The sequence below is a fragment of the Nonomuraea sp. B19D2 genome, assembly GCF_040137845.1.
Lineage (GTDB): Bacteria > Actinomycetota > Actinomycetes > Streptosporangiales > Streptosporangiaceae > Nonomuraea.
This window is the reverse complement of record NZ_JBEFAK010000014.1, coordinates 180,527-207,048: the sequence shown is the minus strand read 5'-3', so window position 1 is coordinate 207,048 and position 26,522 is coordinate 180,527. Positions and strand designations below refer to the sequence as shown.

Below are 26,522 nucleotides of genomic sequence, written 5' to 3'. Positions count from 1 at the left end.
CAGGGCGCGGCGAACACCACTGCGACCCGCGGCGGGATGGGGGTACACGGTGCGCCCGACCAGGCCGTTGCGCTCCAGCATGCGCAGGTTCTGGGTGAGCATCTTGTGGCTCACCACAACCACAAGAGACCGAGCGTCCTGGCCGGGCAGTCGCGAGCCCGCAGGCGCTCACAAGGGGCGGGGGCCGTTCCGCCACCGTCAATCGACCTCTTCTTGCCCGGCGGCCGTGGCGTAGGCGGCCTCAAGACGCTCGAACGGGCCTGGACCGTCGTGCGGCTTCGGCGGGGCGCCGAGGTGGCGGACGCGGAGCTCGTCCATGAGCTCCGCGATGAACGCCGGACCCTCATCGCGCATGAGCTGCTGTCGGCTCCGGAGCTCGTCGCTGCCCGGGCGCCAGTCGAGGCCCCAGTTGCCGAGGGCGTAGATGATCGGAAGAGTCTGGATACCGGCTTCAGTCAGGCTGTAGCGAGCGCGCTGCCCCCGCGCGGCGGTGCCGCGGGTGAGAATCCCCGCGTCGACGAGCCGCACGAGGCGGTCGGCGAGGATGTTCGAAGCGATGCCCTCGATCGACCCGGTGAGCAGCGCCCGGAAGTAGCGGCGGTCGCCGAAGATGACGTCGCGCAGCACGAGCAACGACCAGCGATCTCCGAGCACCTCGACGGCGGCGTTGATCGGACACCCGGACCGTGGTTCCACGATTCCTCCTTGACAGGCATTTCGCCCTATCTATAGTAGTTGCAGAGTGCAATCACTCTTGGGAAGAGGAGATGATGGGCCGCTTCGTCTACTCGATGCAGGTGTCCCTCGACCTGCGGATCGAGCAAGTTCCTGGGGACAACGGTGCTGGCGAGTGGCTGCGCATCGGCGAGGAACTGCACCGCGAGGCTAATGCGCTGACGCGGGATCTCGCGCTCATGGTCCATGGTCGGGTCTACTACGAGATCATGGAGGAGTACCAGCCACGGGCGCGCGCGGACGCGTCGCTGCCGGACTACATGCGTGAGTACGGCGAGATCTGGACAGCCAAGCCCAAGGTGCTCGTCTCCCGCACGCGCCGCAGCGCCGATCACAACACCCGGATCATCGGCGGAGACGACGCGATCCAGCAACTCGCCGCCCTGCGGGCCGGGACCGACGGCAGCATCAGTGTGGGCGGCGCGGCGCTCGCGACGCAGCTGCTCCGGGCGGGGCTGCTCGACGAGCTGCTGCTCTGGACCCACCCGGCAATCCTCGGCTTCGGCAGGCCGCTGTTCGACGACTACGACGTGCCGATCGAGCTCGACCTGCTCGAGCAGCGATCGTTCGAGCAGGGCGTCACGATGCATCGTTACGCCATCCGGGAGGTAAAGGAGGCGAGCTCGTGCTGAGGCAGGTCGCGGAGGGTGTACTGGCCCACCAGAGCGAGTTACTCCAGAACAACACCGTTGTCGTGCAAGGCCAGGCCGGCGTGTTGCTCGTTGACCCCGGGATAACGGGCGACGAAATGGTCGCCATCGCGGACGGCCTTCGCAGGTTGGGCCAGCCCGTTGTGGCGGGCTTCTCGACGCATCCTGATTGGGATCACGTGCTCTGGCACGCCGAGCTCGGCGAAGCGCCCCGTTACGGTACAGCCCGCTGCGCGGCTGATATGCGAGATCTGCTGTCGAACGCGGACTGGAAGGCCCGCGTCGCCGAGGGGTTACCGCCGGAAATCGCTGAGGAGATACCGCTGGACCTGTTCGGCCTCATTACCGGTCTGCCGGCCGCCACGCAGATTCCGTGGGATGGCCCTGAAGTCCGGATCATCGAGCATCAGGCACATGCTCCGGGCCATGCGGCGCTGCTGATCGAGGAACGCAGGGTTCTCGTCGCCGGCGACATGCTGTCTGATGTCTTGATTCCGATGCTCGATTTGAGCGCCGCTGACCCGATCGAGGACTACCTCGCCGCGCTGCGGCTGCTCGAAGGCGTGGCAGGCGACGTCGAGGTCTTCGTCCCGGGTCACGGGTCCGTCGGCGGAGCTGATCAGCTGCGCGCACAGATCGACCAGGATCGGGCGTACGTGCAGGCCCTGCGTGACAATCAGGTTGTCAGTGACCCGCGGGTCGGCCCATCGGCCAAGCCCGGCTGGGAGTGGGTAAGGGATGTGCACAACGGGCAAGCCCAGCGCCTCGCCCAGAGAAGCGAGCGCGACGGGGCGCCCCGCTAGCGATCGGTGTGCGACACTCTCAGGCCGTGTGAGCGGCGGGCCGCAGGCCATCCGCCAGCACCGCAAGCAGTTCGCCGCTCACGGGCAGGATCGCCGCGATCCCGGATCAGCGGAGCAGCCGGAACGGTGGCGCCGGCTCGCCTGCCGACGTCCGCCAGGCCTGCCTCGCGAAAACAGGCGGAGGTGGCACCGGAGCACGACCTTCCGGTGTCAAGCAGCGCGAACAGGCTCCATCAGGGGCCCAGCTCAGCACCGCGGTGTCATCCACCCAGAAAAGCCGCACACCGCAGGGTCGTGGGCGTGGGGCGGGTTGTCGGTGGGGTGTGCCAAGGTAGAGGAGTGCGGCGCATCTATCCCGACATACAAGACAATCCGGACATAGTTCAGGCGTACGCCTACCCAGAGGACCGGCCGTGGCTGCGGCTCAACATGGTCGCCAGCGCCGACGGGGCGGCGTGGCTGAAGGGCCGATCGGGCGGCCTGTCGAGCAAGGGCGACAAGCGGATCTTCCAGGTTCTGCGCGGCCTGTCCGACGTCGTCCTCGCGGGCGCCGCGACCGTGCGCACGGAGGGGTACGGCCCGGTCAAGCCGCGCGATTCGTGGGCCGAGATCCGCGCGGGCAGGCCCGAGGTGCCGCCCATCGCGGTCATCACCCGCAGCCTGGACTTCGACCTCGACGACGCGCTGTTCACCGACGCCCGCAGCAGGACGATCGTGATCACCTGCGAGGCCGCCCCGCACGAGCGGCGTAAGAAGGCGGCCAAGCGCTCCGACCTCATCGTGGCCGGAGACGAGGGCGTCGACATGCGGCGGGCCGTGGCCGAGCTGCACGAGCGCGGCCTGACCAGGATCCTGTGCGAGGGCGGCCCCAGGATCAACGCCCAGCTCTCGGCGGACGACCTGGTCGACGAGCTGTGCCTGTCGATCAGTCCGATGCTGGTCGGGGGCGGCGCGGCGCGCATAGTCAACGGCGAGCCCGCGCAGGTCGCACTGGGCCTCAGCCAGGTGCTGGAAGAGGAGGGGGTCCTCTTCTGCAAATACACGAGGGAGCATAGCCATGAGCGAGCCGACTGACCGGACTGAGCCCATCGAAGAGCAAGAGCCGGAGCCGGTGCCCAATCTGCCGGTGCGCCCGCCCGTGCCGCCCATGCTGGCCAAGCCGGTCAAGGCCATGCCCAAGCAGAACGGCACGCTGTTCTACGAGCCCAAGTGGGACGGCTTCCGCTGCATCGTGTTCCGCGACGGCGACGAGGTCTACCTGGGCAGCCGTAACGAGCGGCCGTTCACGCGCTACTTCCCCGAGCTGGTCGAGGCGGTCAGGGCCGAGCTGCCGGACAAGTGCGTGGTGGACGGCGAGATCGTGCTGCCCAGGGGGTCGCAGCTCGACTTCGACGCGCTGCAGCAGCGCATCCATCCGGCCGCCTCGCGGGTGAAGTTGTTGTCGCAGCAGACTCCCGCCCAGTTCATCGCGTTCGACCTGCTGGCGCTGGGCGATGAGTCGCTGATGGAGGCGCCGTTCTCGGAGCGCCGAGCGCGCCTTGAGGGGATATTTCCGGAAAAGGGGGAGTCCATCCGGCTGACCCCGGTCACGACCAGCGACGAGCAGGCCGCCGAGTGGTTCGAGACGTTCGAGGGCGCGGGGCTCGACGGCATCATCGTCAAGCCGGGCGACCAACCGTACATCCCCGACAAGCGCACCATGTTCAAGGTCAAGCACGAGCGCACCGCCGACGTGGTGGTCTGCGGCTACCGCGAGCACAAGTCGGGCCCCGTCGTGGGGTCGCTGCTGCTCGGCCTCTACAGCGACGACGGCAGGCTGCACCACGTGGGGGTGGCCGCCTCGTTCCCGATGGCGCGCAGGGCCGAGCTGGTGGAGGAGATCAGGCCGTACATCGCGGAGCTGAGCGAGCACCCCTGGGGCCACTGGGCGGAGCAGGCGACGGCCAACATCGGCCAGCCCGCCGCCGGGCCCTCGAGGGGCGGGCAGCGGGTGCCGGGCGCGGTGTCGCGGTGGAACGCCAAGAAGGACCTGTCGTTCATCCCGCTCAGGCCGGAGCTGGTGATCGAGGTGGCCTACGACCAGATGGAAGGCGACCGGTTCCGGCACACCGCCCAGTGGCGGCGCTGGCGGCCCGACCGCACCCCTGAGTCATGCACGTACGAGCAGCTCGAACGGCCCGTCAGTTACGACCTCGACGACATCCTCGCCCGCTAGCCGACATCCCATTACTTCATGTACCGAATCGCCATCGGGCTCGTCGAAACGTGGACATGTCCAGGTTCAGGCGAGCCAGATGAGTCCGGCGAAGCGGCCGCCCGGCTGCTCTCTGCGGTGCGAATAGAGCTCCTCAGACTCGATCGTGCAGCGGGCGTCATGGCGTACGTCCCGCAGGCCCGCCGCCCGGAGCTGGGCCTCGATCCCGGCCCGCAGATCGAGCGCGGGTGTCTCCCACGACGTCGTGGACCACGTCTCGGGCACGCGGGAGGCCACCCGTTCGCGTAGCTCGGCGGGCACCTCGTAGCAGCGGCCGCACGCGCCTGGCCCGACCAGCGCGACCATCCGCCCCGGCTCCGCGCCCTTGGCCGCCATGGCCGCGACCAGCGCGCTCGCGATGCCCGCCTCGGTGCCCGGGCGGCCGGAGTGCGCGGCGCCCACCATGCGCGCCACCGGATCGGCCACCAGCACCGCCGGGCAGTCGGCCCCGAGCGAGGCCAGCGCCAGACCCGGCTCGGCGGTGAACACCCCGTCGAGCGGCGGCGGATCGTCCCCGAACGGCTCGCTCACGTAGGCGACGTCCGCGCCGTGGACCTGGCGCATGAACACGATGGCACGCACGCCCAGCTCGGCCGCCACACCCGCCCGGTTGGCCCGCACGGCTTCCGGGTCGTCGCCGACCATCCCCCCGAGGTTTCGCGCCCCGTACGGCGGCGCGCTGACCCCTCCGTGGCGATCGGTGATGGCGACATGCACTCCAGGGGCCAGCTGCATGGCTCGATCCTAGTCGTAGCGCCTGCTGACAGATCTCAGCTGCCGCGCAAGGCGCATCACGGCCGCACGGCTCGGTGGCAGTCCGCTTCGGCGTCGGGACGGGATGGGTTCCAGAGCTCGTCGGCCTGGCCGCGGGCGACATACTCCGCGTAAACGTCGGCCTTGTATCTGATCACGTCCAGGCATTCCTGAAGCTCACGAATTTGCGCCTCGACCTGCTGCTCATGATCGCGCAGCAACGCCAGGCGCTCGTGCTCGTTGCCGGCCCCCTGCCGGGCCAGCTCGACGTATCGCCGGATCGCCGCCAGCGACATCCCAGAGGAGCGCAGCTTGGTGCAGCTCGCCAGCCACTCGAGGTCCTCCTCGTGGTAGATCCGCCGCCCGTTCGCCGTGCGGCGTACGGGATTGGCGAACAGCCCCTCCTTCTCGTAGAAGCGCAGCGCGTGGACACTCAGCCCGCTCCGCTTGGACACCTCACCGATGCTCAAATCCACGAGCGACTCCCGTCACATCGCCGCCGACACCGCTTGATCTAGAGCCGACTCTAGCTTGTAGCGTCGCGATCCAGCCGATCGAACGGATGGGGGAAGACCATGGGTGTTTGGTTCGTCACTGGAGCGTCGCGGGGTCTCGGGGCGGAAATCGTGCGCGAAGCACTGTCCCGGGGGCACAGTGTCATTGCCACGGCTCGGAATTCGGAGGCGGTGCTCAAGAAATATCCGGAGGAGCCCGCCGGGCTGCTGGCCGTGACCGCGGATGTCACTTCCGAGGAGCAACTGCGAGCCGCGGTCGATGCGGGACTGACCGAGTTCGGCCGGATCGACGTCGTGGTCAACAACGCCGGGTACGGGCTGGTGGGTGCGGTCGAGGAGGTGTCCGACAAGGCGGCACGCGACCTGTTCGACGTCAACGTCTTCGGCGTGCTGAACACGTTGCGCGCGACGCTGCCCACGCTGCGCGCCCAGCGATCCGGGTACGTCCTGAACATCGGTTCGGTGGCCGGGTTCGCGACGGCCCCGGGCACGGGCCTGTACGGCGCGACGAAGTTCGCCCTCGAGGGCATCTCCGAAGCGCTGCATGGCGAACTGGCACCACTCGGTGTGCGGGTCGTCATCGTCGAGCCGGGCGGCTTCCGCACAGACTTCCTCAACGGCGCGAGCCTTCAGGTCCAGCCCGCGTCCATTTCGGACTATGACGCCGGTGCGGGCCCGACCCGTGCGGCCCTGGCCGCCAACGACGGCCGTCAACCGGGCGATCCGGCGAAGGCCGCCACCGCGATCGTGGACGTCGTGGAGGCCGGGGAGCCTCCGCTGCGCCTGCAGCTCGGTGCGGACGCGGTCGAACGGGTGGCGGCCAAGCTCGATCTCGTCCGCCGCGAGCTGGACCAATGGCGGCCCATCGCCCTCTCGACCAGCTTCTGAGCGCCCTTCACCACGCCGGTCGCGAGGTCAGTGGCCCTGCCAGGTGACCTCGCGGCATGGACTTCCGCGACCGCGCTTACACGTGCCGGGGCCGGGTGACAGCCGCGGCTGGGAACCGGGCAGAGCTGGAGCTGTGGGGCGAGGACGACACGGGCCGCCGCACTACGCTCGGGCGTGCCGAAGTGATTTATGACGAGATCGATAACAGGGAGTCTCGATGACGAACCTTGCCGACCTGCACGATCTGATGGCCCGGCTCGGGCATCCGGTGGCCGAGACCGCCTCCTCCGCGCAGTCGCGGTTCGCGGACGGGGCGCCGTACCGGTTCGAGATCCCCAGCGTCGAGGGCCCCGCGGTGCTGGAAGCGGTGGTCGCCGAATCCGACCGGCTCGGCGTGCCGATCGCCAGGACGTCACAGGGCAGCGGCGTGATGATGTTGACGGACGCCGAGATCTCCGACATGGCGAGCCTCGGGGCCGAGCGGGGCATCGAGATCAACCTGTTCCTCGGGCCGCGGGCCGCCTGGGACACCGGCGGCCAGGCCAAGCTGACGCAGGCCGTCGGTGCGGCGGCGCGGGGGAACGCGATGGTGGCGGCGTGCGTGGCGGACGCGCTGCGGGCCTGCTCGCTGGGCATCCGCAGCCTCCTCGTGGGCGACCTCGGCACGCTGGAGGTGCTGCGCGCGCTGAAGGAGGACGGCACGCTGCCCGCCAACCTGGTCCTGAAGACGTCCGTGCTGATGCCGCTCACCAACGGGCCGACCGCGGCGATCTTGGAGCGCCTGGGTGCGACCACCGTGAACGTGGGCACCGACCTGACCGTGCCGCACCTGGCCGAGATCCGGGCCGCGACCCGGCTGCCGATCGACCTCTACCTGGAGGTGCCCGACGACCAGGGCGGATTCGTGCGGTTCTACGAGGCGGTGGAGATCGTCCGGGCCGCCGCGCCGGTCTATCTGAAGATGGGGCTGCGGAACGCGCCCAACATCTACCCCTCCGGCTCGCACCTCGGGGCGGTGCCGCGGGAGCTGGGACGTGAGCGGGTGCGGCGGGCGGCGCTGGTGCAGCGGCTGATCGAGCAGCTCGACCCCGCACTCGGCAAGCAGGCCGGCGCCGGACCCGCGCCGGATCTGGGCGTCCCGGAGATCTAGACGCTCAGACCGGTCCTCCAGCCGCCGCGCGCCGCTCTCCCCACGCCGCTCTCACCCTCCGACCGCCGGCTCCGCCTGCCGCGCTTGGGGGCGGTTCACGCGCGCAGGCGGTGGACCGTCAGCGGGCCGCCGCCCCAACGGCCGATGGCCTCCTCGTCGGCGAAGGCCAGGACCCGCATCATGTTCCCGCCGTCGCTGAGCTCCACGTTGCGGCGCAGCCTGCGCACCAACGGGCTGGGCAGGCGGGTCGTGCCGGCCTCGACCGTGTCACCGTAATGGGGGGCGAAGGCGACGCCCGCGAAGCCGGTACGGCCCAGCAGCGTGCGAACGGTCTGCGGCGAGTAGAACATCAGGTGGTTCTTGGTGAAGCCGCTCCACGCCCGCCCGTATGCCTTGAGCAGCAGCGACCGCGCGTTCACGGTCAGGATGAGCAGCACCCCGCCGGGCGCCAGCAGCCGCCTGAACCTCGCGAAGTCGTCCAGCGGCCTGGGCAGGTGCGCCAGCACCGACCAGAGCGTGATCACGTCGAACCCGCCGCCGGCGATCTCCGGCACGTCCTCGGGCGCGCCGAAGTACGTACGCGCGGTGCTCAGCCGCTCGTTGGCCTGGACGACGGACTCGGGCGACAGGTCCACTCCGCAGGCGTCGAACCCGCGCCGCTCGGCCAGCTCGAGGAACAGCCCGACCCCGGAGCCGAAGTCGAACAGCCGCCGCTCCTTGCCTTCGTCGAACACCGGCGAGAACGCCTGCATGGTCAGCTCATAACGCCGTTGCCGGTTGGCGGCGTAGTTGCCGGTCAGGAAGGTGCTGTAGCCGTTGGCGTACAGGTCGCCGAGGCGTTCTGGACGGATGTTGGGGTTGCGGTAGAGAAAGCCGCATCCCGGGCAGCGGACGACGTGGTAGCGCCATCCGTTGCCGCCGGGCGAGAAGAGCGGCTGCTGGCGGGGCTCCCCGCACATCATGCAGCTCAGAAACTCCTCGTTCTCCTTCAGCGTCCTGAGCTGCTGGTAGTCCGCCAGCTCCATGACCGGGGCCCGTCTGGTCAGCAACCGCCACTGAGCCTCGCGGATCAGCCGCTCCGCTGGGCGGACGTAGACGCGCTGACCCCACGGAACGCGGTCATATCGGGAGCCATAGGCCAACCGGCCCAACAGTCGAGGTGCCATGCGAAGCGTCTTGCCCGCCCGCCTTGATAGCCATGCGTGGGTGTTCGCGTACTTTACGTGACCTTAGGTGTTCGAGCGTGTCGAGCAAGCGTATGCTTGGGCGCGTGCCTGATTATCGCAATCTCATCGGCGGCGAGCTGGTCCCCGCAAGCGACGGCAGAACCCTCGATTCGGTCAATCCGGCCACCGGGGAGGTGTGGGCGCGGATCCCGGCCGGCGGGCCCCGCGACGCCGAGGCGGCCGTGGCGGCGGCCCGCCGCGCCTTCCCCGCCTGGTCGGCGCTGCCCGCCCTGGCCAGAGCGGGCTACCTGCGCAAGGTGTCGGAGGTGTTCGCCAGGAACGCCGAGGAGCTGGCCAGGCTGGAGACGCGCGACAACGGCAGGATCCTGCGCGACACGCTCAAGAAGGACCTGCCTGGGATGGCGTACCTGTGGCAGCTGGCCGCCGAGCAGTGCCTGGACGCGGCCAAGGGCGACACGGTCATCCTGGGCCCCGACACGCTCGGGATGACGCGGCGGGAGCCGTACGGCGTGGCGGTCTGCATCATCCCGTGGAACTCCCCCATCTCGACCTTCTCCGCCAAGGCGGCGTACGCGCTGGCGGCCGGCAACACGGTGATCGTCAAACCGGCCGAGCAGGCGAGCGCGTCGGTGCTGCGCCTGGGCGAGCTGCTGGCGGAGGTGTTCCCGCCCGGGGTGCTCAACATCGTCAGCGGCCTGGGCGAGGAGGTCGGAGACGCGCTCGTACGGCACCGCGACGTGGCCAAGATCAGCCTCACCGGCTCCACGGCCACCGGCCAGGCGATCACCCGGGCGTCGGCGGACGCGCTCAAGCCGCTGACGTTCGAGCTCGGGGGCAAGTCGCCCAACATCGTCTTCCCTGACGCCGACCTGGCCGCGGCCGCCCAGGGCGTCACCGTGAACTCGATCTACACCGGCAACGCCGGACAGGTGTGCGTGGCGGGCTCCCGCATCCTCATCCACCGCTCGATCTGGGACGAGATGCTCGGCCGCATCGAGCGCGTCTGCGCGGACCTCATCCTGGACGACCCGCTGGACCTGCGGACGACCATGGGCCCGATCGTGTCGTCGGCGCAGTACGAGCACGTGAAGTCGTACCTCGAGCTGGCGGAGAAGGAAGGGGCGAGCCTGGTCTTCGGCGGCCGGACGGGGGCCGAGGTGGTGCCCGGCCTCCCGGGCGGCTACTGGGTCGCCCCCACGCTCTACACGACCACGGACAACTCGCTCCGGATCTGCCAGGAGGAGATCTTCGGCCCGGTGGCCGTGGCCATGCCGTTCTCCTCCGACGAGGAGGCCCTGGAGATCTCGAACGACTCCCGCTACGGCCTGGCGGCCGGCGTCTGGACGCGTGACCTGGGCCGGGCGCACCGGTTCGTGCGCGATCTCCAGAGCGGTACGGTGTGGGTGAACACGTTCCGCCAGATGCCGCCCGGGCTGCCGTTCGGCGGCGTCAAGGACAGCGGGTACGGGCACGATTCGGTCCTCGAGTACACCCGCGAAAAGGCAGCCATAATCCAGATTTAGTCAGATAGATTTACCCCTCATGAGCGAGGGGATCAAGGACCAGCCGGGCCTGTCGGAGGCAGCCGCCCAGTCCCGTGCGTCGGTGCTGCGCAGCCGCGCGGAGTCGTACATCGCCCTGTCCAGACACGACGCCGCGATCGCGGATCTGACGGAGTCGATCGCGCTGGCGCCCGACAACGCCCGCACCTGGCGGCTGCGTGGCGAGAGCCACCGCGTCATCGAACGCTACGAGGCCGCGCTGGAGGATTTCGACGAGGCGCTCAGGCTGGAGCCGGACAGCGCGTACGCCCTGGGCTCGCGCGGCCAGACGTACGCCGCGATGGGCCGTTTGGCGGACGCCATGACAGACTTCGAACACGCCCTCACCCTCGCCCCCGACTCGCTGTGGATCCTGGAGGCGAAGGCCGACGCCCTGACGGACCTGGACCGCCTGGACGAAGCCCTTGAGGAGCACGGGAAGATCATCGCCCTGAACGAGGAGCTGCCCTATTCCTGGGTGGCCCGCGGCGACCTGTACCAGCGGATGAACCTTTACACCGAGGCCATCGACGACTACACGAAGGCGTTGGAGGTCAACCCGGAGTACGTACGCGCGCTGAGCCGGAGGGGCGAGGCGTTTCGCATGACAGACCGCTACGAGGAGGCGCTGGCAGACCTCAGCCGCGCGTTGGAGCTGGACCCGGAGAACGACCGCGCCTATGGCAGCCGGGGCGCGGTGCTCAGCGAACTGGGCGACAACGAGGCGGCCCTGAACGATCTGAACAGGGCGATCGAGCTGGACCCCGAATACATTTGGGCGTTCCGGGTACGCGGGGAGATCCTCCAGGAGCTGGACCGCCACGAGGAAGCGGTCTCCGACTTCACCCAGGCCCTCCACCTGGAATTCGGCGACTGAACAGGGAAAGGGGTAGGTGGGACGGGCTCCACCCACCCCTTGCCCATCTGGGGGGTCATGCGCCTGACACCCGCCCCGAGCGGTGCTCGCTCCGCTCGCGCGCCCTCCCAGGCGGGCTGACGCCCGCCCCCTGTTCGACCTCGCTCCGCTCGGACGCCTTCCTAAGACGCTTTCGCCCTCCATGACCATCCACTCAGAGTGCAATCCTGACCGGCTGGCTGCGGAAAGCCGTACGGCAGGATCGGGTCAGTGGAGCTGGCCTGCCCGGTGTAGCTCGTCGAAGACGATCTGATCCACGGCTGACACGCGATGACGGTCGGCGTAGGTCAGCCAGGCGATCTCTTCGATTTCCTTGCTGGGCGTAGGTGTCCCGTGGTGGTCGGCCGTGTAGCAGGCCATCTTCACGAGGACACCCGCGGCGTGGCCGTGTGCCTGTGCCTGTTGACGTGCTCCTCCCCATGAATGGAGAGGATTCTCATGGCCGCTACGCGGCCACCCCTTGCGGGGCGGTGCGGGTAGTCCCGCCATGAGTTGCTTGACGCTTCACCGGCCTCAGTGGTGCGGGGCCTCCACGTCCGGTGACCGCCTGTCCGGCGGCTGAGTTATACCGGTACATCTGGGTGCGGGCGGCGTTGACGTCGGCGTTGCCGATCCACCCGCATGCTGTGTTCTTGCACACGAACCTGGACTGGCTCTCGCGAGAGCCCTCGATGATCGTGTGGCAGGCGTGGCATTCCTGGCTGGTGCCCGCCGCCGGGACGAAGACGACCTTCCCACCCTTGTCGGTGGCCTTGTAGGTGAGGAACTCGGCGGTACGCCCCCACGCCTGCCCGGCGATGGCCCGGTTTAGGCCCCGCTTTTGGGCGACGTTCCTGCCCGGCTGTTCGAGGGTGCCGGAGGCGGAGGTCATCATGTTCTTGACCTTGAGGTCTTCCAGCACGATGACGGAGAACCGGTCGGTGAGCTTCGCTGTGGTCTGGTGCTGCCAGTCGATGGCCCGGCGCTTGGCTTTCGCACGCAGGCAGGCGATCTGGCCGTACGTTCTCTTCAGCCGGTTACTGGTGGGCCGGCCGGGTTTGGCCGCTCTTTTCTGGCGGGCGGCTTTGCGTTCCAGGCGGAGCAGGCGGGCTTGTTCTCCGCCTGTCAGCCAGTCCTTGCGGTGGACGATCTTCTCTCCAGTGGACAGGGCCAACGGCACGGCGATGCCCCGGTCGATCGCGGTTGCCGGCCCCGCGTGCGGGGCGGGCACCGGTTCGCCGGTCTGGGTACGGAACACGATGTGCCACCCGTTGGCCTCCTTCACCAACCGCGCCCCGGTGATCTTCCCGTCCGGGCCGCCCCGGGTGACGCCGGGCAGGTCCTTGGTCCACCGGAAGCGGACCCGGCCGAGTTTGGGGATGTTGACCGCACCCCACCGCCGATTGATCCGGGTGATGTTCAGATCACGCCCCTGAGGGACGTCCACAGCCATCCGGGAGCGGAACCGGCTCTTGAACGTGGGGCGCCCGGCCGGATGGTCAGGGTTGAAGAAGTTCGCCCACGCCTGCCGGTAGGTCTTCAAGACGGCTTGCGCGGCCTGGGCGGGCAGGTCTTTGAGCCAGTCGATCTCCTTGCGGGCGACCCGGATGGCCTCGTCGCACGCCGCGAGCGAGGCGAACCGGCCCTGACGGAAGGCGAAGAACTCGTGCAGCAGGTTCCACACCACGCGCGCGTTGTGCGCCTGACCGTCCAGCACGGCGCTCTGCCGCTGGTCCAACTCCAGGCGCGAAACATGAGCGCGGTTGCGTTTCTCCAGCCCCACGCGGCTCACTTTATCGGTTGGCGTATGTCACCGCAGTGGGAACCAAGCGCCGACATCAGAACGGGTGCCACTGCTTTTATGACCTCACCGCGCATTTGTGTGTCACGAAATATCGGCGGACGTCTTCACCGACCTAGGCTGAAGCGCTGCAACCAGATCACGAAAAAGGTGTGCGAGAAGTTCGAATGCGAACTGACCGAGTTCACCGGCGAGCACGACCACGTTGATCTCCTCGTTCACTACCCGCCCAACGTCGCACTCTCCTGCCTCGTCAACTCCTTGAAGGGCGTCTCGGCCCGCTACCTCCGCCAGGAATACAGCGTTCACGTCCACAAATACCTGTGGAGCGGCCACTTCTCGTCCCGCTCCCCCTACGCGGGCTCGACCGGCGACGCGAACCTGGCCACCGTCCGCACCTACATCCAGACCCAGGACCGGCCCCAGAAATGAGACAAGACCAGACGTGATCAAGCCCGGTTCCAAAGTGCGGATCAGGGCACGCTCAGGCCCTTGGGGGCCTTCACACGCGGGCCTTCACCTCCCGCCTGAAGGCGGGAGCACTGGCCCGCACCTCGGTAGACGTCCTTACCGCACGATCGAGTGCTGAGGATCTTGCCACCCTCCAGGTGAATCCATGCGATCTTGTCAATGCCGACGGCCACCGCGATCTCCTGTCCGCATGAGGGCGGTACGTTACACCATTCCGGGCAGACCCCAGGTCTCGGTCGCTGCCCCTCAGGGCGACCAAGAGGGCAACTATGCGAGGCTCGACACGAACGATGAGCGGCTGACCGGGTGAGCGCCCTGCAGGGGCTCATGCCGATGGAGGACCTGCGCCGAACCAAGCTCCGCGCCATGCCCGAGCGACCTGAGGCGGCATGCGAGGGCGGCCACTACACACCCTGTGGCAATCGTGCACATTCTCTGGATCAACTGGCAGGCGGTCACTCCTCAGCCCGGCGTGGCTCTGTGGACGGAATGTCCGAAACGACCGCGGCCGAGCATGGGACCTGGCGCGTTCGACAAGCACCGGCCCCGATAGCTCCCCTGTGAATGGTGGCGGGCCTTTGATCGAGATCAGGGATAGCGTGCTCGCGTGGCGGGTGGTCTTGCGCCGGGTGCGAGGTCCTACGACCAATGGTGTACAGCAGACCCGGCTGTGGCTGGAGGCGGCGGCGGGCGAGACCGCCATAGCGTCAACGCCATGAAGATCGGAATTCTCGGAACGGGCAACGTAGGACGGGCACTGGCCGTCGGCTGGGCCGGCGCGGGCCATGACGTCGTCCTGGGATCGCGGCGGTCGGACGACCTGGAATTGCGCGCGGAACTGGCGACCGCCCTGGGAGAGGGCGTACCGGTCGTTGACCTGTCCTCAGCCGTCGTGGGCGCGGAGGTAGTGGTCAACGCGACACCCGGCACCGCGTCCGTGCCGCTGCTCTCCGCGATAGGCGCCCCGGCCCTGGCGGGGAAGGTGCTGCTCGACGTATCGGTCGGTTTCACGGAGGACGGCGCGCTCTCCCATCCTGGAGAGAGCCTGGGAGAGGAGATCCAGCGGACGTTCCCGGACACGGTGGTCGTCAAGACGCTCTGTACCGTCGATGCACGGCTCATGGGCGCGCCTGACTCGTTGGCGGGCCCGAGCACGCTCTTCCTCTCAGGGGATGACGCCGAGGCCAAACGCACGGTCGGCGGCCTCCTGAACGAGCTGGGCTGGCCCACGGAGTCGCTGCTCGATCTGGGAGGGATCACCACGGCTCGGGGCCAGGAGCATTACAGCTTGCTCTTTCTGGGGATTGCCGGCGCCATCGGCTCGTACGGTTTCGGGATACGCGTGGTTCCTCCGGCCCGGGGCTGAGTGGCAGTCCTCAACTCTGCGCGTCGGCTTCAGAAGGCCACGCCGCAGCGCAGGATGACGTTGGCGTACGGCCGCGCCTCGCCGGTGCGAACCACCAGCTTGCTGGCCGCGGAGAGCTGCTTGAGCCGTTCGTGCGGCACGTGCGCCAGCCCCGGCAGCCGCTCGCCGAGCAGCGCGTGGCAGGCGGGGTTGGCCGCGCGGACCTCCTCGGCCGCCGTGGCGCCCTCGACGACGATCTCGGCGAGGATGCCGTTGAGCACGTCGGCGAACGACGGGATGCCCGCCACGAACGCCAGGTCAACCACCTGCGCGCCCGGCGGCAGCGGCATGCCGCTGTCGCAGATCAGCAGCTCGTCGGTGTGCCCGAGCCGCGCCAGGGCGCCCGCCAGGGCCGCGTTGATGACGCCGCCACGCTTCACAGGTCCTCCACCTCCGCCATCGTCGGGTACGAATCCTGGGCTCCCGGTCTGCGCACGGCCGCGGCGCCCACCCTGGCAGCGAACGCTGCGGCATCCGCGAGCGGCTCGCCCGCGGCCAGCCGCCAGGCCAGCGCCCCGGCGAACGCGTCGCCGGCCCCGGTGGTGTCCACGGCCGTCACGCGGGGACTGGGCACCGCGTGGACGGCGCCGTCCTCGGCCACCACGGCCCCGTGGGCGCCCAAGGTGATGACGACCGAGCGGGGGCCCAGCGCCAGCAGATTCTTGGCCTGCCGGTCCGGCTCGCCGGGCATGCCGAGCATCAGGGCCGCCTCGTGCTCGTTGACGACCAGCGGATCGCACAGCGCCAGCAGCTCGTCCGGCACCGGAGCGGCCGGCGACAGGTTGAGCACCGCGCGGCGGGCCAGCCGGGCCGCGGCGAGCACCGCCGGCAGCGGGATCTCCAGCTGCAGTGACACGACCGGAGCCGACTGCAGCAGCGGCGCCGCCGCCCGCACGTCCTCTTCGGTGAGCCGGGCGTTGGCGCCGGGGGCGACGATGATGCTGTTGTCGCCCTGCGGCCCGACGGCGATCATGGCGATGCCACTGGCGGCCGGCGTGTCGTGCAGGTGGCCGAGGTCCACGCCGTCGCGTTCCAGCGACTCGCGCAGCAGCCGCCCGTGCCCGTCGGCGCCGACCCGGCCGAGCAGCGCCACCCGCGCGCCGAGCCGGGCGGCGGCCACGGCCTGGTTGGCGCCCTTGCCTCCGGGGTGGACGGCCAGCTCCGAGCCGAGCACGGTCTCGCCCGGCGCGGGATGCCGTTCGACCTGGACAACCAGGTCGGCGTTGGCCGACCCCACCACCACGACATCGAACGGGTGGCGGGGCGGGCCGTCGTGTTCACCCACAGCGCTCATGCCCCGGTGAACTCGGACAGGTTGTCCTTGGTGGCGACCTTCACCGGCACGTTGACGGTGGCCTGCAGCTGCTCGCCCTTGGCGGCCTTGACCGCGTTCTGCACGGCCTGCTGGCCGAGCAGGGCCGGCTGCTGGGCGATGCTGGCCGCCAGCGTGCCGGCCTCGATCGCCTTCAGCCCGTCGGGGGTGCCGTCGAAGCCGGCCACCTTGACCTCCTTGCCGGCCTTGGCGCCGAGCGCCTTGATCGCGCCGAGCGCCATCTCGTCGTTCTCGGCGAACACGCCGGAGATGCCGGGGTGGGACTGCAGCAGGTTCGTCATGACGTCCAGGCCCTTGGCGCGGTCGAAGTCGGCCGGCTGCTGGGCGACGACCTTGATGTTGGGGTACGCCTTGATGCCCTCGGTGAACCCCTGGCCGCGGTCGCGCGAGGCCGAGGTGCCGGGCACGCCCTGGAGAACGACGACCTCGCCCTTCTCGCCGATCTCCTTGGCGAGCTGCTCCGCGGCCAGCTTGCCGCCGGCCACGTTGTCAGAGGCGACGGTCTGGGCGATCTTGGCCCCGTTGACGCCGCGGTCCACGGCGATCATGGGGATGCTGGAACGTTCGGCGATCTTGACTGCCGGCGCGGCCGCGTCGGAGTCGACCGGGTTGATGATGATCGCCTTCATGTTCTGGCTGGTGAAGTTCTGCACCTGGTTGACCTGCTGGGAGGCGTCGTTCTGCGCGTCGGTGACGGTCAGCGTGACGCCCAGCTTCTTGGCCTCGGCCTCGGCGCCGTTGCGCAGCTGCACGAAGTAGGGGTTGTTCAGGGTGGAGATCGACAAGCCGATCTTGATGTCGCCGCCGGAGGCGGCTCCCGCCGAGCCGGAGGAGGACGTGCCGGAGGAGCCGCAGGCGGTCAGGCCGAGGGTCAGTGCGGCGCCTGCCGCGATGAGGGCGTGGATTCGCATGGGGGAGGAACCTCACTACTTCTTACTGGGGGTTTTACTGGGGGTTGCGGTGATGTCAGCGGCTGCTTCGGCGGCGCAGCGTGTCGAGGAGGACGGCCAGGGCGATCACCACGCCGATGACCACCTGCTGCCAGAAGGCCGACACCGACAGCAGGTTCAACCCGTTGCGCAGCACGGCCAGGATGAGTGCGCCGACCAGCGTGCCGAGCGCCTTGCCCTTGCCGCCCGACAGGCTCGCCCCGCCGATGACCACGGCGGCGATCGCGTCCAGCTCGTAGCCGGAGGCGGCCTGCGGCTGGGCCGAGGCGAGCCGGCTGGCCAGGACGATGCCGGCCACGGCGGCGAACGCGCCGGACAGGGCGTAGGTGACGAGCTTCTGCCTGCTGACGGCGATGCCGGACAGCCGGGCGGCCTCCTCGTTGCCGCCGATGGCGTACATCGCCCGGCCGGCGTAGGTGCGGTTGAGCAGGACGGCGGCGACCACGCCCATGAGCGCCATCACCAGCACGGGCACCGGCAGGTAGCCGCCGACGGTGTCGCCGAGGTGGGAGACCGCCTCCGGCATCTCGATGGGGCTGCCCTGGGCGACCACCAGGGCCAGTCCGCGCGCCACGCCCAGCATGGCCAGCGTGGCGATGAACGGCGGCAGCTTGCCGTACGCGATGAGCGCGGCGTTGACCAGCCCGCACCCGACGCCGACGGCGAGCGCGACGAGCGTGGCCAGCGGCCAGGGCAGCCCGGTGTCGGCGGCCGTCCAGGCCAGCACGATCGCCGACAGGGCGGCCACGGCGCCGACGGACAGGTCGATCCCGCCGGTGATGATGACGAACGTCGAGCCGAACGCGAGGATCGCGGTGACCGCCGCTTGGACGCCCACGTTGAGCAGGTTCGTGACGGTCAGGAAGTCGCCGGACAACAACGACAGCGCCACGACGAGCACGACGAGCGCCGCGAGCGAGCCGTTCTCGGCCAGCAGGTTCCTGGCCGGTGACCGTCCGGCCAGCACGTTAGTGGACACGGGCATCCTCCACCTCGGTGACGGCCAGCGCCATCACGGAGTCCTGGTTCGCCTCGGCGGCATCCAGCTCGCCGACGAGCCGGCCTCTGGCCATGACGAGGATGCGGTCACTCATCCCGAGGATCTCGGGCAGATCACTGGAGATCATGAGGACCGCGTGGCCTGAGGCGGTGAGCGAATTGATCAACTGGTAGATCTCGACTTTGGCGCCGACGTCGATGCCGCGCGTTGGCTCGTCGAGAATGAGCACGTTGGCGTCGGCGAGCAGCCACTTGCCGATCACGATCTTCTGCTGGTTCCCGCCCGACAGGGTGCGCACCTCCTGGCCGAGGTGGCTCATCCGCACGCCGAGCTGGGCGGCCACCCGTGCTGCGGCCTCGCGCTGCCCGGCCCGGTCGACGAATCCGCCGCGGCTGGCGCCGCGCAGGGTGACCAGGCCCAGGTTCTCGGCGATGTCGGCGCCGAGGACGAGTCCCTGACCCTTGCGGTCCTCGGGAACCAGGCCGAGCCCGGCCTCCATGGCAGCGCGCACGTCGCCGCCGGGCAGCCGCCGGCCGCGCACCAGCACCTCGCCCGAGTCGTGGGGGTCGGCGCCGAACACCGCACGGGCCACCTCGGTACGGCCCGCGCCGACCAGCCCCGCCAGGCCGACGACCTCGCCGGCGCGCACCTCGAACGACACGCCGGAGAACGCGCCGTCCCGGCTCAGGTCGCGCACCTGCAGCAGCGGCTCGCCGGCCGCGGCGGCGTCGCGCGGGTACTGCTGGTCGATGGGCCGGCCCACCATGAGCCGGACCAGCTCCTCTTCGGGCGTGCCGGCCGGCACCTGCGCCACGGAGCGGCCGTCGCGCAGCACGGTCACCCGGTCGCCGATCTGGGCGATCTCCTCCAGGTGGTGGGTGATGAACACGACCGCGACGCCCCGCTCGCGCAGCTGCCCGACAAGGTCGAACAGCCGCCGCACCTCGCTGGTGGTGAGCACGGCGGTGGGCTCGTCCATGATGAGTACGCGGGCGTTCAGCGCGAGCGCCTTGGCGATCTCGACCATCTGCATCTGCGCGATGCCCAGGTCGGCGACGCGGGTGCGCGGGTCGACGTCGATGCCCACCAGGTCGAGCATGCCGCGGGCCTGCTCGTGCATGCGCCGCGTGTCGACGAACCCGAAGCGGCGAGGCGGCCGGCCCAGGGCGAGGTTCTCGCCCACGGTCAGCTGGGGAACCAGGTTGAACTCCTGGTAGATCGTGGCGATGCCGAGCCGCTGGGCGTCGGCGGCGGTCCTGATGGCGACCGGCTCGCCGTCGACGAGGATGCGGCCGCTGTCGGGCTGGTAGGCGCCGGACAACATCTTGATGAGAGTGCTCTTGCCGGCGCCGTTCTCGCCGAGCAGGACGTGCACCTCGCCCTCGCGCAGGTCCAAGTCGACACCGTCGAGCGCGACCACGCCGGGGAACCTCTTGCCGAGTCCCTCGACGCGCAGGATCTCCCGTGCCTGGCTCACGAGCCGTCCTCCTTCCATGTGCCTGACTCTCCGCACGACTCGCGCACCACGAGCGTCGCGGGCAGCACCACCGACTCGGCGGCCCGGCCGCTCAGCACGTCGAGGATCACCCGGACCGCGCGCCGGCCCAGCTCAGCGGTGGGCTGGCTGATCGCGGTGATGCGCGGTTGGACGTGGTTGAACCACGGCACGTCGTCGAACGAGGCCAACGCGACGTCGCCGGGGATCTCCAGGCCGCGCTCGCGGACCTCGTCGAGCGCGCCCAGAGCCATGAGGTTGTCGCCCAGGAAGATCGCCTGCGGCGGTTCGGGCAGGTCGAGGAGTTCGGAGGTGATCCGCTGGCCGCTGACGGCGCGGAAGTCGCCGACGCGCACGTACGTTTCCGGAACCTCCAGACCGTGCTCGGCCGCCGCCCGCAGGAAGGCCTCGGTCCGCTCGCGCCCGGTGGACAGGGTGCTCGGCCCGGACACGAACGCGATCCGCCGGTGCCCGAGGGCGCGCAGATGGGCGACCAGCTCGGCGATGGCGGTGCTGCCGTCGGCCCGCACCGACGGCACCTCCACGCCGCTGAGCGTGCGGTCGAGGAAGACCAGCGGCCGCTCCCCCAGGCTGACCTCCTCCACCAGGGGCGTCACCTCGGCGGTCGGGCAGATCAGCAGCCCGTCGACCCGCTGTTCCAGCAGGGTGCGCACGTAGTGGTCCTGCTGGTCGGCGCGCTCGTCGGCGTTACCGATGATCACGGTGTAGCCGGCCTCGCGGGCCTCGTCCTCCACGGCCCGCGCCAGCTCGGCGAAGAACGGGTTGAGGATGTCGCCGATGATCAGCCCGAGTGTCCTGGTGGCCTCGGTGCGCAGGGACCGGGCGACGGCGTTGGGCCGGTAGTTCAGCGCGGCCATCGCGTCGTGGACCCGGTTGCGCGTCTCCTCGGTGACGGAGGGGTTGTTGTTGAGCACCCGGGAGACGGTCGCGACAGAGACGCCCGCCTGCGCGGCGACATCTTTGATACGAGCCATCTGACCTCCATGTAATCGGTTACATGAGGGTATGTAATCGGTTACATGATTAGAACCGGCAACCAGTGTGATTCAGATCACACTTTGTGGCGCTCTCAGCCGAGTTCGAGCGGGATGCTGATCTCGAAGTTCTCGTCGAGAACGGCGACGAGGCGATCGGCGGCCCGCGGGGCGATGTGGCGCGCCCATCGGTGGACCAGGTCGAGGAAGCCCTGCAGCCGCAGGTGCGATCACGATTATCTGGCCGCTCACCGTCTGGCGGTGGTGCGCAGAACCCGCTTACGCAGCAGCGGAAGGCGACCTGGAGATCACCTGCGCCGCGCTGGGACGTCGCCCGGCCTGCCGCGCGACGGGTTGATCAGACGCGCGCGCGGAGCCAGTCGAGCGCCGTCGAGGCAGAGCAGAGGACCGAGATGTGGCCGTCGTCGGGAAATGTCCGCAGCTCCGCCGAAGGGCAGTGCCGGGCCAGCCACCTGCCGTGCGAGCTGGGTATGACGCGGTCCTGGTCGCCGTGCATGAGCAGCGTCGGCGCCGTGATCTGCGCGGGGTCGCATCCCCACGGGTGCACGTATGCGAGGTCGTCGTCGATCGGCCCGCTCTGACCGCCCTCCAGCGCCGGGCCGACGACACTGCCGAACCACGACCAGTCACCCGCCAAGGCGGCGTGGTCAACCGGGGCGAACATCTCCGGGTCGTGCTCGGCCGACGCCTCGTACCGCTCCTTCGCCGCACGGCCCTCGACGGCGGCGCGCAGTGACGCCTGGCCGGAGGCGTACATGCCCGCGAACCAGTCAAGGCCCTCCGCGCCGTACGGGGCCGGACCGGACACGCCGACGACGGCCAGCACGCGGTCCCGGAGCAGGGCGCCGCAGGCCAGGGCGTGTGAGCCGCCACCGGAGTGGCCCATGACCGCGAACCGGTCGATGCCCAGCGCATCGGCGACCAGGGACACGTAGCCGGCCGCCGACGCCAGGTCCCTCCCCAGCGAAGGTGTGGAGCCGCCGTAGCCGGGCCGGTCGTACGACACCCACCGGATGCCGAGCCGCTCGGAGACCGGGAAGAGCGGCTCCGGCGGCGTGCCGATGTTCGGCGTGCCGTGGTGCCAGAAGACGGCCAGCCGATCAGGCGCGTCATCCGGGCCGGTGTCGTAAACGTGCAGCGTACGGCCGTCGCCGAGGTCGAGATCGAACTCCTTCATCACGCCGCGAGCCTAACCACCGCGACTGACAATTCACCATGTACGACGTCCAGCGGCCACCGGCGACAACGCCGGGCCTCGGCGACGGGACATCGCCCCGGTTGGCAATTTGCGATTTTTGCCATAAATGGCCTTCTTTGTCGATAGTCCGCCTGTCGCAGAACTCATCCCACCAGCGATTTTTGTCACCCCAGGAGGGGGGAAACCGCACCCCGATCCCTCCCGTCGATCAACACGATCTTGAACCGGTTGCCACCATGTACTCACTGGCAGTGGGACCCGGTCGTCAGGACATGAGGTCCTTCCGACTAGCGCCAAGGCCGGGGGACATGGATATTGAGGCGGCGATTAGCGAACTGAAAAACCGTTTGGCAGCCCTCGAAGCGATGATGCGTTCCGACGACACGGCTTCCGGCCGTCCCAACGTCCTGTATGGGCACTTCCCGGCAGAGGACAGCACGCCCGAGGAAGGCGTCACCACATGGGAGGTCGCCATTGCCGAGGTGCGCGCCGACGTCGCCGACCTCCATATCGGGGTGTGCCAGGACCTCGCAGTCCTGCGAGATGAATTGGCCGGCCTCCGGCGGCAGAGCAATGAGCAATTCGCCTCGGCTCGGAGCAAAGTGCTCGGGACCTGTGAGGCCCTGCGGCACGACATGATCGACTTGGCAGTCCGGCTCGATCGCCTGCTGTAGAAGCGGCGGACGTAGAGGCCCACCTAACCCCGCTGGGACCCGTTTGTGGCGGGTCCCAGCGAGGAGCGGGCTAGAGGGTGAGCAGGGCGTTCGTTCGCAGGCGAGGATTGGACAGCGGGCGGATGGCGATGCGGAGCAGGGCCAGCGCGTTGTCGTCGCCCGCGATGCGGTTGGCGCTGAGCTCGCCGCAGGACTGGCAGTGGTGGATGATCAACCACTCGCCGTCCTGCCGGACGGTGACGCTCAGCGCCGCCATCCGGCCCCGGCAGGCCGCCCGCCGGTCCCCCGGAATCCGGTGGTCGACGTGCAGGCTCGTCAGGCAGTGCGGGCAGTGGTTGCGGTGGGCGGTGCCCGGGGCGATCATCGGCACGTCCAGCCGGCATCCGACGCAGCGGAACGTGTCCCCGCGTTCGCCGTGCCACGTGCTCTTGCGCCGTTGGGGCCGTTCCCGGCCCGGCTTTCTCCTCGGCATGTCACAGGTCGCCGAACGCCTCGAGCGGGAACGGCGGCTGCGCCAGCGGCCGTACGGCCATGCGCATGAGGATGAGCTGATTGTCGTCCCCGCAGATGGGGTTGGACGTCAGCTCGCCACACCGGGTGCAGCGATGGATCACCATCCAGTCGCCGGTACGCAGGACCGCGATCGAGATCGGGATCATCCGCGCCCCGCACTCCGATGGGCCGCCTTCCACCCGGTCGAGGACGTGCTTCGAGTGCAGACAGCTCGGGCAGTGGTTGCGGCGGGTGCCGTCCGGCGCGGTCGCGGTGACGGTCAGGCCGCAGCGCACGCACGAGAAGGTGTCAGTGTTCACGACGGAACGGGGTTTGCTGTTGGTGGACAACCTGGGTACTCCTTGCCGGAATGGTCGATTCAAGGCAGCAAAGGAGCGCCGAGCGAGCCTCGCGGCGTACGCGGGCATGCTGGTACGGCAGGCGGTCCGGCCGATCAGGTCTGAGGTCTCAGAGGCAGGATTCGCCCACGGCACGGCGAGGCGCGCAAGGCGCGGTGCCAGGCATCAATCCACCCCTTCCAGGGCATGGCTGCCCGAATGTTCCACCGTCAGGACACGAGCGAGCGTAACCGGGTGAGGCCGCGGGCGGCCAATGGTTTTTGACCTCTTCTACGATCCTCGCCACCCGGGCGTTCACCATCGGCGGCGGCACCACGGAGGTGCAGCTCAACATCATCGCCGAACGCGCGCTCGGCCTGCCGCGCGACCCGTGATCAGCTCTTGGGATAGTACGGCGCCGCGAGGTGGGCGTACACGATCGTGTTGTCGAGGTAGCTGTGCGCCTGCCGGTCGAACGTCCCGCCGCAGGTCACCAGCCGCAGCCCCGGATAGGTGAGCTTGGCGTAGACCTTCTTGACGGGGAAGTTCCGCTTCGGCGTGTGCTCGACCTTGTCGACGACGAACACCGCCACCGAGCGGTCGGCGCGCAGCACCTGGATCTGGTCACCGCGTTTGACGTTCTTGAGGTTGGCGAAGACGGCGGGGCCGCTCCTGGTGTCCAGGTGGCCGGTGATCACGGCGGCGCCGCGCTGGCCGGGTACGGCGCCGTAGCGGTACCAGCCCGCCTGGTTCGGCGGGTCGAACGGCGGGTTCTCGATGGCGCCCTGCGCGTCCAGGCCCAGCTCCATCAGCGGGGCGGCCACGCCGATGGACGGGATGTAGACGGCCGTGGGCTTGACGGCCTTCATGGGCGCGGCCACCTTGCCGGACGGCACGCCCGGGACCGACGGCACGGGGCTCGTGGCCGCGACCGGACCCGGCTCGGGCTCGTCGCTGAAGATGCCGCTGACCCCGAGCCCGACCAGCAGCACCCCTGCCAGCGAGACGACGACTGCCCCGGTCCGGAGCAGCCGCTGCTCAGGCGACACCCTTGCGGCGCCGTACCGCGAGCCCGGCCAGCCCGGCTCCCGCGAGCAGGGCGGCACCTCCCAGCGCGAACGGCCACACCGGGTCGTCCGGTACGAGCCCGCCGCCACCGGTCTCCGGATGCCCCCTCGGCACCCGGCGCTCGTCCTCGGCCGCGGGCCGCCACGGCTCCTCCGCGTGCTCCTCCGGGCCTGGCCAGGCCTTATCCGGCGCCGGCTCGGCCGGGGGAGGCGGGCTCGACCAGGACTCCTCGGGCGCGGGCTGCTCGTCGCAGAGCAGCGGCAGCGGAAGGAGGCAGGTGGGCAGCTCGACCGGCAGATCAGGGCCGGAGGAGGCGTACGCGGGGGGCGCGGCGAGGGCCACCCCTCCGACCACCAAGGCGGCCACGGCAGCCGCGAGACGTGCTCTTGCCATGAGAAAGGCTCCAGACTCGTTCGTCGCCCCCGATACACAAGAGAGCCTTGCGAATTATTAGATTATGAGTCAAGTAATGTGACCGAAGTGAAATTAGGCAGACACGGAGGGTTTAAGCACGTCCCAATGTGGCAGGAAATAACGGCATAAAGGGGGACAAATGCCATGAGCAATCCACAGCAGCCTGAGATTCGTAGATCAGGCAAATCGCCCACCGAGTTCAAGTCCGCTCACCTCACGCCCCAGACGAAGCAGGGAGCCAAGCGCTCCGCCCGCCCGCACGGCATGGACAAGGGCCACAAGGGCGGCGGCCAGGGCGGTGGCGTGCCTCCAGGGCAGCGCCCGCCCTACCCGGGGTGAACGGAGGTGAAAGGAAGCCTGCAGTTCATCGGCAATGCGACGACGCTGATCCGCTACAACGGCCTCACGCTGCTGACCGATCCCAACTTCCTGCACCAGGGCCAGCGGGCGTACCTCGGCTATGGCCTGTCCACCCGCCGCCTCACCGATCCGGCCGTGGAGATCGAGGACCTGCCACCACTCGACGGGGTGGTGCTGTCGCACCTGCATGGTGACCACTGGGACCGGGCCACCCGCAAAGGCCTGGACCGGGACACCCCGGTCATCACGACCACCGCGGCGGCCCGCCGGCTGCGCCACCGCGGCTTCCGGCGGTCCGTGGGACTGGAGGAATGGCACACGCACGAGCTGCGCGGCCCGCACGGCGCAGTGCGGATCACGGCGCTGCCCGCCAAGCACGCGCCGGGCCCCGCCGAGGCGCTGCTGCCGCCCGTGATCGGCACCATGCTGGAGTTCTGCAACCCGGACGATCGGGTGGAGCTGCGTATCCACGTCAGCGGCGACACCCTGCTCGACCGCCGCCTCGACTCGATCCCGCGCCGCTACCCCGACATCGACCTGGCCCTGGTGCACCTGGGCGGCACCCGGCTGCTCGGCCTGATGCTCGTCACGATGGACGGCGAACAGGGCGCGTCGTGGGTGGACCTGATGAACCCGCACGCGGTCGTACCGGTGCATTACGACGACTACGCCGCGTTCAGCTCACCGCTGGACGACTTCCGCCACCACATCGAGCAGAACGGCCTGGCCGACCGGGTGGTCTACCTCAAGAGGGGCGAAACCCGCGAGCTCGCCCCCCACCACCTCGTGCGCTAGTCGTCTCGGCTACATCCCGACAGGCTGGCGTTCCCGCTCGCGGATCTCCTCTCGACCGCTGATGGCGAGCTCTTCGCGGGTCTCTTCCAGAGCCAGCGCCACCCCCAGCGCGAAGCAGGTGGGCGCCCACTCGCCGATGAATATCCCCCACCTGTCGGCTCGGGCGAGACCTTCGCTCTCGTACTGCTTCGACATCAGCCACGACGTGAACGACGCGGCGATGGACAGCATGCCGGCGGTGTACATGTGGCTGGAGCGGACGCCCATCGTGTGCAGCCTTCTGATCATTTCGCTTTCCCCCCGTTGAGATGTGCTCTCCTGGGCTGGCTACCCGGCATGTC

The 26,522-nt window shown here is 69.4% G+C and carries 30 protein-coding genes and 2 pseudogenes; 14 read left to right on the top strand and 18 right to left on the bottom strand.

Annotated elements, in window-relative coordinates:
* Positions 1-198: 198 nt before the first annotated feature.
* Positions 199-696: a winged helix-turn-helix transcriptional regulator gene (locus tag ABN273_RS26090; RefSeq protein WP_349451629.1), complete on the bottom strand. Its 498-nt coding sequence runs from the start codon at positions 694-696 to the stop codon at positions 199-201.
* 71 nt (positions 697-767) lie between these two features.
* Between ABN273_RS26090 and ABN273_RS26085 the strand changes: the two genes are divergently transcribed.
* The 4 genes from ABN273_RS26085 (at position 768) to ABN273_RS26070 (ending at position 4,403) form a co-directional block, all read left to right on the top strand.
* Entirely contained in the window at positions 768-1,367 is a 600-nt protein-coding gene (locus ABN273_RS26085; protein ID WP_349451628.1) for a dihydrofolate reductase family protein, read from the top strand.
* Positions 1,361-2,188 (top strand): MBL fold metallo-hydrolase, encoded by an 828-nt coding sequence (locus tag ABN273_RS26080; RefSeq protein ID WP_349451627.1) that lies wholly within the window; start codon positions 1,361-1,363, stop codon positions 2,186-2,188. The genes ABN273_RS26085 and ABN273_RS26080 overlap by 7 nt, the downstream gene beginning before the upstream one ends.
* A 339-nt stretch (positions 2,189-2,527) precedes the next feature.
* Complete coding sequence (locus ABN273_RS26075; protein WP_349451626.1) at positions 2,528-3,262, top strand: pyrimidine reductase family protein; 735 nt, start codon at positions 2,528-2,530, stop codon at positions 3,260-3,262.
* Entirely contained in the window at positions 3,246-4,403 is a 1,158-nt protein-coding gene (locus ABN273_RS26070; protein ID WP_349451625.1) for an ATP-dependent DNA ligase, read from the top strand. The genes ABN273_RS26075 and ABN273_RS26070 overlap by 17 nt, the downstream gene beginning before the upstream one ends.
* Before the next feature lie 66 nt (positions 4,404-4,469).
* Here the strand turns inward: ABN273_RS26070 and pgeF are convergent, their stop codons facing one another.
* Entirely contained in the window at positions 4,470-5,177 is a 708-nt protein-coding gene (gene pgeF, locus ABN273_RS26065; RefSeq protein WP_349451624.1) for a peptidoglycan editing factor PgeF, read from the bottom strand.
* 56 nt (positions 5,178-5,233) lie between these two features.
* The gene (locus ABN273_RS26060) at positions 5,234-5,671 is read right to left on the bottom strand and encodes a MerR family transcriptional regulator (protein ID WP_349451623.1); all 438 of its coding nucleotides are present in this window, start codon (positions 5,669-5,671) and stop codon (positions 5,234-5,236) included.
* Between the two features lie 99 nt (positions 5,672-5,770).
* Between ABN273_RS26060 and ABN273_RS26055 the strand changes: the two genes are divergently transcribed.
* The gene (locus ABN273_RS26055; protein ID WP_349451622.1) at positions 5,771-6,598 is read left to right on the top strand and encodes an oxidoreductase; all 828 of its coding nucleotides are present in this window, start codon (positions 5,771-5,773) and stop codon (positions 6,596-6,598) included.
* 217 nt (positions 6,599-6,815) lie between these two features.
* On the top strand, positions 6,816-7,748 hold the full coding sequence (locus ABN273_RS26050) for a hypothetical protein (protein WP_349451621.1): 933 nt from the start codon (positions 6,816-6,818) through the stop codon (positions 7,746-7,748).
* A gap of 95 nt (positions 7,749-7,843) precedes the next feature.
* Here the strand turns inward: ABN273_RS26050 and ABN273_RS26045 are convergent, their stop codons facing one another.
* Positions 7,844-8,914, bottom strand: a complete 1,071-nt coding sequence (locus ABN273_RS26045; protein ID WP_349451620.1) for a class I SAM-dependent methyltransferase — start codon at positions 8,912-8,914, stop codon at positions 7,844-7,846.
* A gap of 104 nt (positions 8,915-9,018) precedes the next feature.
* On the opposite strand from ABN273_RS26045, the gene ABN273_RS26040 reads away from it, so the two are divergent.
* Positions 9,019-10,458, top strand: a complete 1,440-nt coding sequence (locus ABN273_RS26040; protein WP_349451619.1) for an aldehyde dehydrogenase family protein — start codon at positions 9,019-9,021, stop codon at positions 10,456-10,458.
* A 19-nt stretch (positions 10,459-10,477) separates the two neighbouring features.
* Positions 10,478-11,353 carry a tetratricopeptide repeat protein gene (locus tag ABN273_RS26035; RefSeq protein ID WP_349451618.1) on the top strand — a complete coding sequence of 292 codons (876 nt, stop codon included), beginning with the start codon at positions 10,478-10,480 and terminating at the stop codon, positions 11,351-11,353.
* Between the two features lie 246 nt (positions 11,354-11,599).
* Here the strand turns inward: ABN273_RS26035 and ABN273_RS26030 are convergent, their stop codons facing one another.
* Complete coding sequence (locus tag ABN273_RS26030; RefSeq protein ID WP_349451617.1) at positions 11,600-11,752, bottom strand: NUDIX hydrolase; 153 nt, start codon at positions 11,750-11,752, stop codon at positions 11,600-11,602.
* Positions 11,753-11,837: 85 nt separating this feature from the next.
* A complete protein-coding gene (locus ABN273_RS26025) occupies positions 11,838-13,154 on the bottom strand; it encodes an RNA-guided endonuclease InsQ/TnpB family protein (RefSeq protein WP_349451616.1) in 1,317 nt (438 codons plus the stop codon).
* A 35-nt stretch (positions 13,155-13,189) separates the two neighbouring features.
* Between ABN273_RS26025 and tnpA the strand changes: the two are divergent.
* Positions 13,190-13,604, top strand: a pseudogene (gene tnpA / locus ABN273_RS26020) (IS200/IS605 family transposase).
* A 754-nt stretch (positions 13,605-14,358) separates the two neighbouring features.
* Positions 14,359-15,009, top strand: coding sequence for an NADPH-dependent F420 reductase (locus tag ABN273_RS26015; protein WP_349451615.1), 651 nt, complete (start codon positions 14,359-14,361; stop codon positions 15,007-15,009).
* A gap of 29 nt (positions 15,010-15,038) precedes the next feature.
* Here the strand turns inward: ABN273_RS26015 and rbsD are convergent, their stop codons facing one another.
* The 7 genes from rbsD to ABN273_RS25985 all read right to left on the bottom strand — a co-directional run bounded on the left by rbsD (position 15,039) and on the right by ABN273_RS25985 (position 22,019).
* Positions 15,039-15,428 (bottom strand): D-ribose pyranase, encoded by a 390-nt coding sequence (gene rbsD / locus ABN273_RS26010; RefSeq protein WP_349451614.1) that lies wholly within the window; start codon positions 15,426-15,428, stop codon positions 15,039-15,041.
* The gene (locus tag ABN273_RS26005; RefSeq protein ID WP_349451613.1) at positions 15,425-16,342 is read right to left on the bottom strand and encodes a ribokinase; all 918 of its coding nucleotides are present in this window, start codon (positions 16,340-16,342) and stop codon (positions 15,425-15,427) included. The genes rbsD and ABN273_RS26005 overlap by 4 nt, the downstream gene beginning before the upstream one ends.
* The gene (locus ABN273_RS59625) at positions 16,339-17,292 is read right to left on the bottom strand and encodes a D-ribose ABC transporter substrate-binding protein (protein ID WP_502911133.1); all 954 of its coding nucleotides are present in this window, start codon (positions 17,290-17,292) and stop codon (positions 16,339-16,341) included. Before ABN273_RS59625 ends, ABN273_RS26005 begins: the two co-directional genes overlap by 4 nt.
* Positions 17,293-17,347: 55 nt before the next feature.
* Positions 17,348-18,316, bottom strand: a complete 969-nt coding sequence (locus tag ABN273_RS59620) for an ABC transporter permease (protein WP_502911132.1) — start codon at positions 18,314-18,316, stop codon at positions 17,348-17,350.
* Positions 18,300-19,826, bottom strand: coding sequence for a sugar ABC transporter ATP-binding protein (locus tag ABN273_RS25995; protein ID WP_502911131.1), 1,527 nt, complete (start codon positions 19,824-19,826; stop codon positions 18,300-18,302). Before ABN273_RS25995 ends, ABN273_RS59620 begins: the two co-directional genes overlap by 17 nt.
* The gene (locus tag ABN273_RS25990; protein ID WP_349451611.1) at positions 19,805-20,821 is read right to left on the bottom strand and encodes a LacI family DNA-binding transcriptional regulator; all 1,017 of its coding nucleotides are present in this window, start codon (positions 20,819-20,821) and stop codon (positions 19,805-19,807) included. The genes ABN273_RS25995 and ABN273_RS25990 overlap by 22 nt, the downstream gene beginning before the upstream one ends.
* A 358-nt stretch (positions 20,822-21,179) precedes the next feature.
* Positions 21,180-22,019: an alpha/beta fold hydrolase gene (locus tag ABN273_RS25985; protein WP_349451695.1), complete on the bottom strand. Its 840-nt coding sequence runs from the start codon at positions 22,017-22,019 to the stop codon at positions 21,180-21,182.
* Positions 22,020-22,348: 329 nt separating this feature from the next.
* Here ABN273_RS25985 and ABN273_RS25980 point away from each other — a divergent pair, with 329 nt between their 5' ends.
* Positions 22,349-22,714, top strand: a complete 366-nt coding sequence (locus ABN273_RS25980; protein WP_349451610.1) for a hypothetical protein — start codon at positions 22,349-22,351, stop codon at positions 22,712-22,714.
* 70 nt (positions 22,715-22,784) lie between these two features.
* Here ABN273_RS25980 and ABN273_RS25975 read toward each other — a convergent pair whose 3' ends face one another.
* Positions 22,785-23,186, bottom strand: coding sequence for an RNHCP domain-containing protein (locus ABN273_RS25975; RefSeq protein ID WP_349451609.1), 402 nt, complete (start codon positions 23,184-23,186; stop codon positions 22,785-22,787).
* Between the two features lies 1 nt (position 23,187).
* Entirely contained in the window at positions 23,188-23,526 is a 339-nt protein-coding gene (locus ABN273_RS25970) for an RNHCP domain-containing protein (RefSeq protein WP_349451608.1), read from the bottom strand.
* Between the two features lie 314 nt (positions 23,527-23,840).
* Between ABN273_RS25970 and ABN273_RS25965 the strand changes: the two are divergent.
* A pseudogene (locus tag ABN273_RS25965) lies at positions 23,841-23,939 on the top strand (acyl-CoA dehydrogenase family protein); the annotation flags it as partial.
* Here ABN273_RS25965 and ABN273_RS25960 read toward each other — a convergent pair.
* Together ABN273_RS25960 and ABN273_RS25955 are read right to left on the bottom strand one after the other, a co-directional pair.
* Positions 23,940-24,593: a class F sortase gene (locus tag ABN273_RS25960; RefSeq protein WP_349451607.1), complete on the bottom strand. Its 654-nt coding sequence runs from the start codon at positions 24,591-24,593 to the stop codon at positions 23,940-23,942.
* On the bottom strand, positions 24,583-25,005 hold the full coding sequence (locus ABN273_RS25955) for a hypothetical protein (protein ID WP_349451606.1): 423 nt from the start codon (positions 25,003-25,005) through the stop codon (positions 24,583-24,585). The genes ABN273_RS25960 and ABN273_RS25955 overlap by 11 nt, the downstream gene beginning before the upstream one ends.
* A gap of 165 nt (positions 25,006-25,170) precedes the next feature.
* On the opposite strand from ABN273_RS25955, the gene ABN273_RS25950 reads away from it, so the two are divergent.
* Entirely contained in the window at positions 25,171-25,365 is a 195-nt protein-coding gene (locus tag ABN273_RS25950; protein ID WP_349451605.1) for a hypothetical protein, read from the top strand.
* A gap of 6 nt (positions 25,366-25,371) precedes the next feature.
* A complete protein-coding gene (locus ABN273_RS25945; protein WP_349451604.1) occupies positions 25,372-26,181 on the top strand; it encodes an MBL fold metallo-hydrolase in 810 nt (269 codons plus the stop codon).
* A 9-nt stretch (positions 26,182-26,190) separates the two neighbouring features.
* On the opposite strand, the gene ABN273_RS25940 is transcribed toward ABN273_RS25945, so the two are convergent.
* Positions 26,191-26,469 (bottom strand): hypothetical protein, encoded by a 279-nt coding sequence (locus ABN273_RS25940; RefSeq protein WP_349451603.1) that lies wholly within the window; start codon positions 26,467-26,469, stop codon positions 26,191-26,193.
* Between the last annotated feature and the right edge of the window lie 53 nt (positions 26,470-26,522).

Coding starts and splice junctions, on each gene's coding strand:
- ABN273_RS26085 (WP_349451628.1), top strand. CDS start 768: ATGATGGGCCGCTTCGTCTACTCGATGCAGGTGTCCCTCGACCTGCGG.
- ABN273_RS26070 (WP_349451625.1), top strand. CDS start 3,246: ATGAGCGAGCCGACTGACCGGACTGAGCCCATCGAAGAGCAAGAGCCG.
- pgeF (WP_349451624.1), bottom strand. CDS start 5,177: ATGCAGCTGGCCCCTGGAGTGCATGTCGCCATCACCGATCGCCACGGA.
- ABN273_RS26055 (WP_349451622.1), top strand. CDS start 5,771: ATGGGTGTTTGGTTCGTCACTGGAGCGTCGCGGGGTCTCGGGGCGGAA.
- ABN273_RS26050 (WP_349451621.1), top strand. CDS start 6,816: ATGACGAACCTTGCCGACCTGCACGATCTGATGGCCCGGCTCGGGCAT.
- ABN273_RS26045 (WP_349451620.1), bottom strand. CDS start 8,914: ATGGCACCTCGACTGTTGGGCCGGTTGGCCTATGGCTCCCGATATGAC.
- ABN273_RS26035 (WP_349451618.1), top strand. CDS start 10,478: ATGAGCGAGGGGATCAAGGACCAGCCGGGCCTGTCGGAGGCAGCCGCC.
- ABN273_RS26030 (WP_349451617.1), bottom strand. CDS start 11,752: ATGGCCTGCTACACGGCCGACCACCACGGGACACCTACGCCCAGCAAG.
- ABN273_RS26015 (WP_349451615.1), top strand. CDS start 14,359: ATGAAGATCGGAATTCTCGGAACGGGCAACGTAGGACGGGCACTGGCC.
- ABN273_RS26005 (WP_349451613.1), bottom strand. CDS start 16,342: ATGAGCGCTGTGGGTGAACACGACGGCCCGCCCCGCCACCCGTTCGAT.
- ABN273_RS59625 (WP_502911133.1), bottom strand. CDS start 17,292: ATGCGAATCCACGCCCTCATCGCGGCAGGCGCCGCACTGACCCTCGGC.
- ABN273_RS59620 (WP_502911132.1), bottom strand. CDS start 18,316: ATGCCCGTGTCCACTAACGTGCTGGCCGGACGGTCACCGGCCAGGAAC.
- ABN273_RS25995 (WP_502911131.1), bottom strand. CDS start 19,826: ATGGAAGGAGGACGGCTCGTGAGCCAGGCACGGGAGATCCTGCGCGTC.
- ABN273_RS25990 (WP_349451611.1), bottom strand. CDS start 20,821: ATGGCTCGTATCAAAGATGTCGCCGCGCAGGCGGGCGTCTCTGTCGCG.
- ABN273_RS25985 (WP_349451695.1), bottom strand. CDS start 22,019: ATGAAGGAGTTCGATCTCGACCTCGGCGACGGCCGTACGCTGCACGTT.
- ABN273_RS25980 (WP_349451610.1), top strand. CDS start 22,349: ATGGATATTGAGGCGGCGATTAGCGAACTGAAAAACCGTTTGGCAGCC.
- ABN273_RS25975 (WP_349451609.1), bottom strand. CDS start 23,186: ATGCCGAGGAGAAAGCCGGGCCGGGAACGGCCCCAACGGCGCAAGAGC.
- ABN273_RS25955 (WP_349451606.1), bottom strand. CDS start 25,005: ATGGCAAGAGCACGTCTCGCGGCTGCCGTGGCCGCCTTGGTGGTCGGA.
- ABN273_RS25950 (WP_349451605.1), top strand. CDS start 25,171: ATGAGCAATCCACAGCAGCCTGAGATTCGTAGATCAGGCAAATCGCCC.
- ABN273_RS25940 (WP_349451603.1), bottom strand. CDS start 26,469: ATGATCAGAAGGCTGCACACGATGGGCGTCCGCTCCAGCCACATGTAC.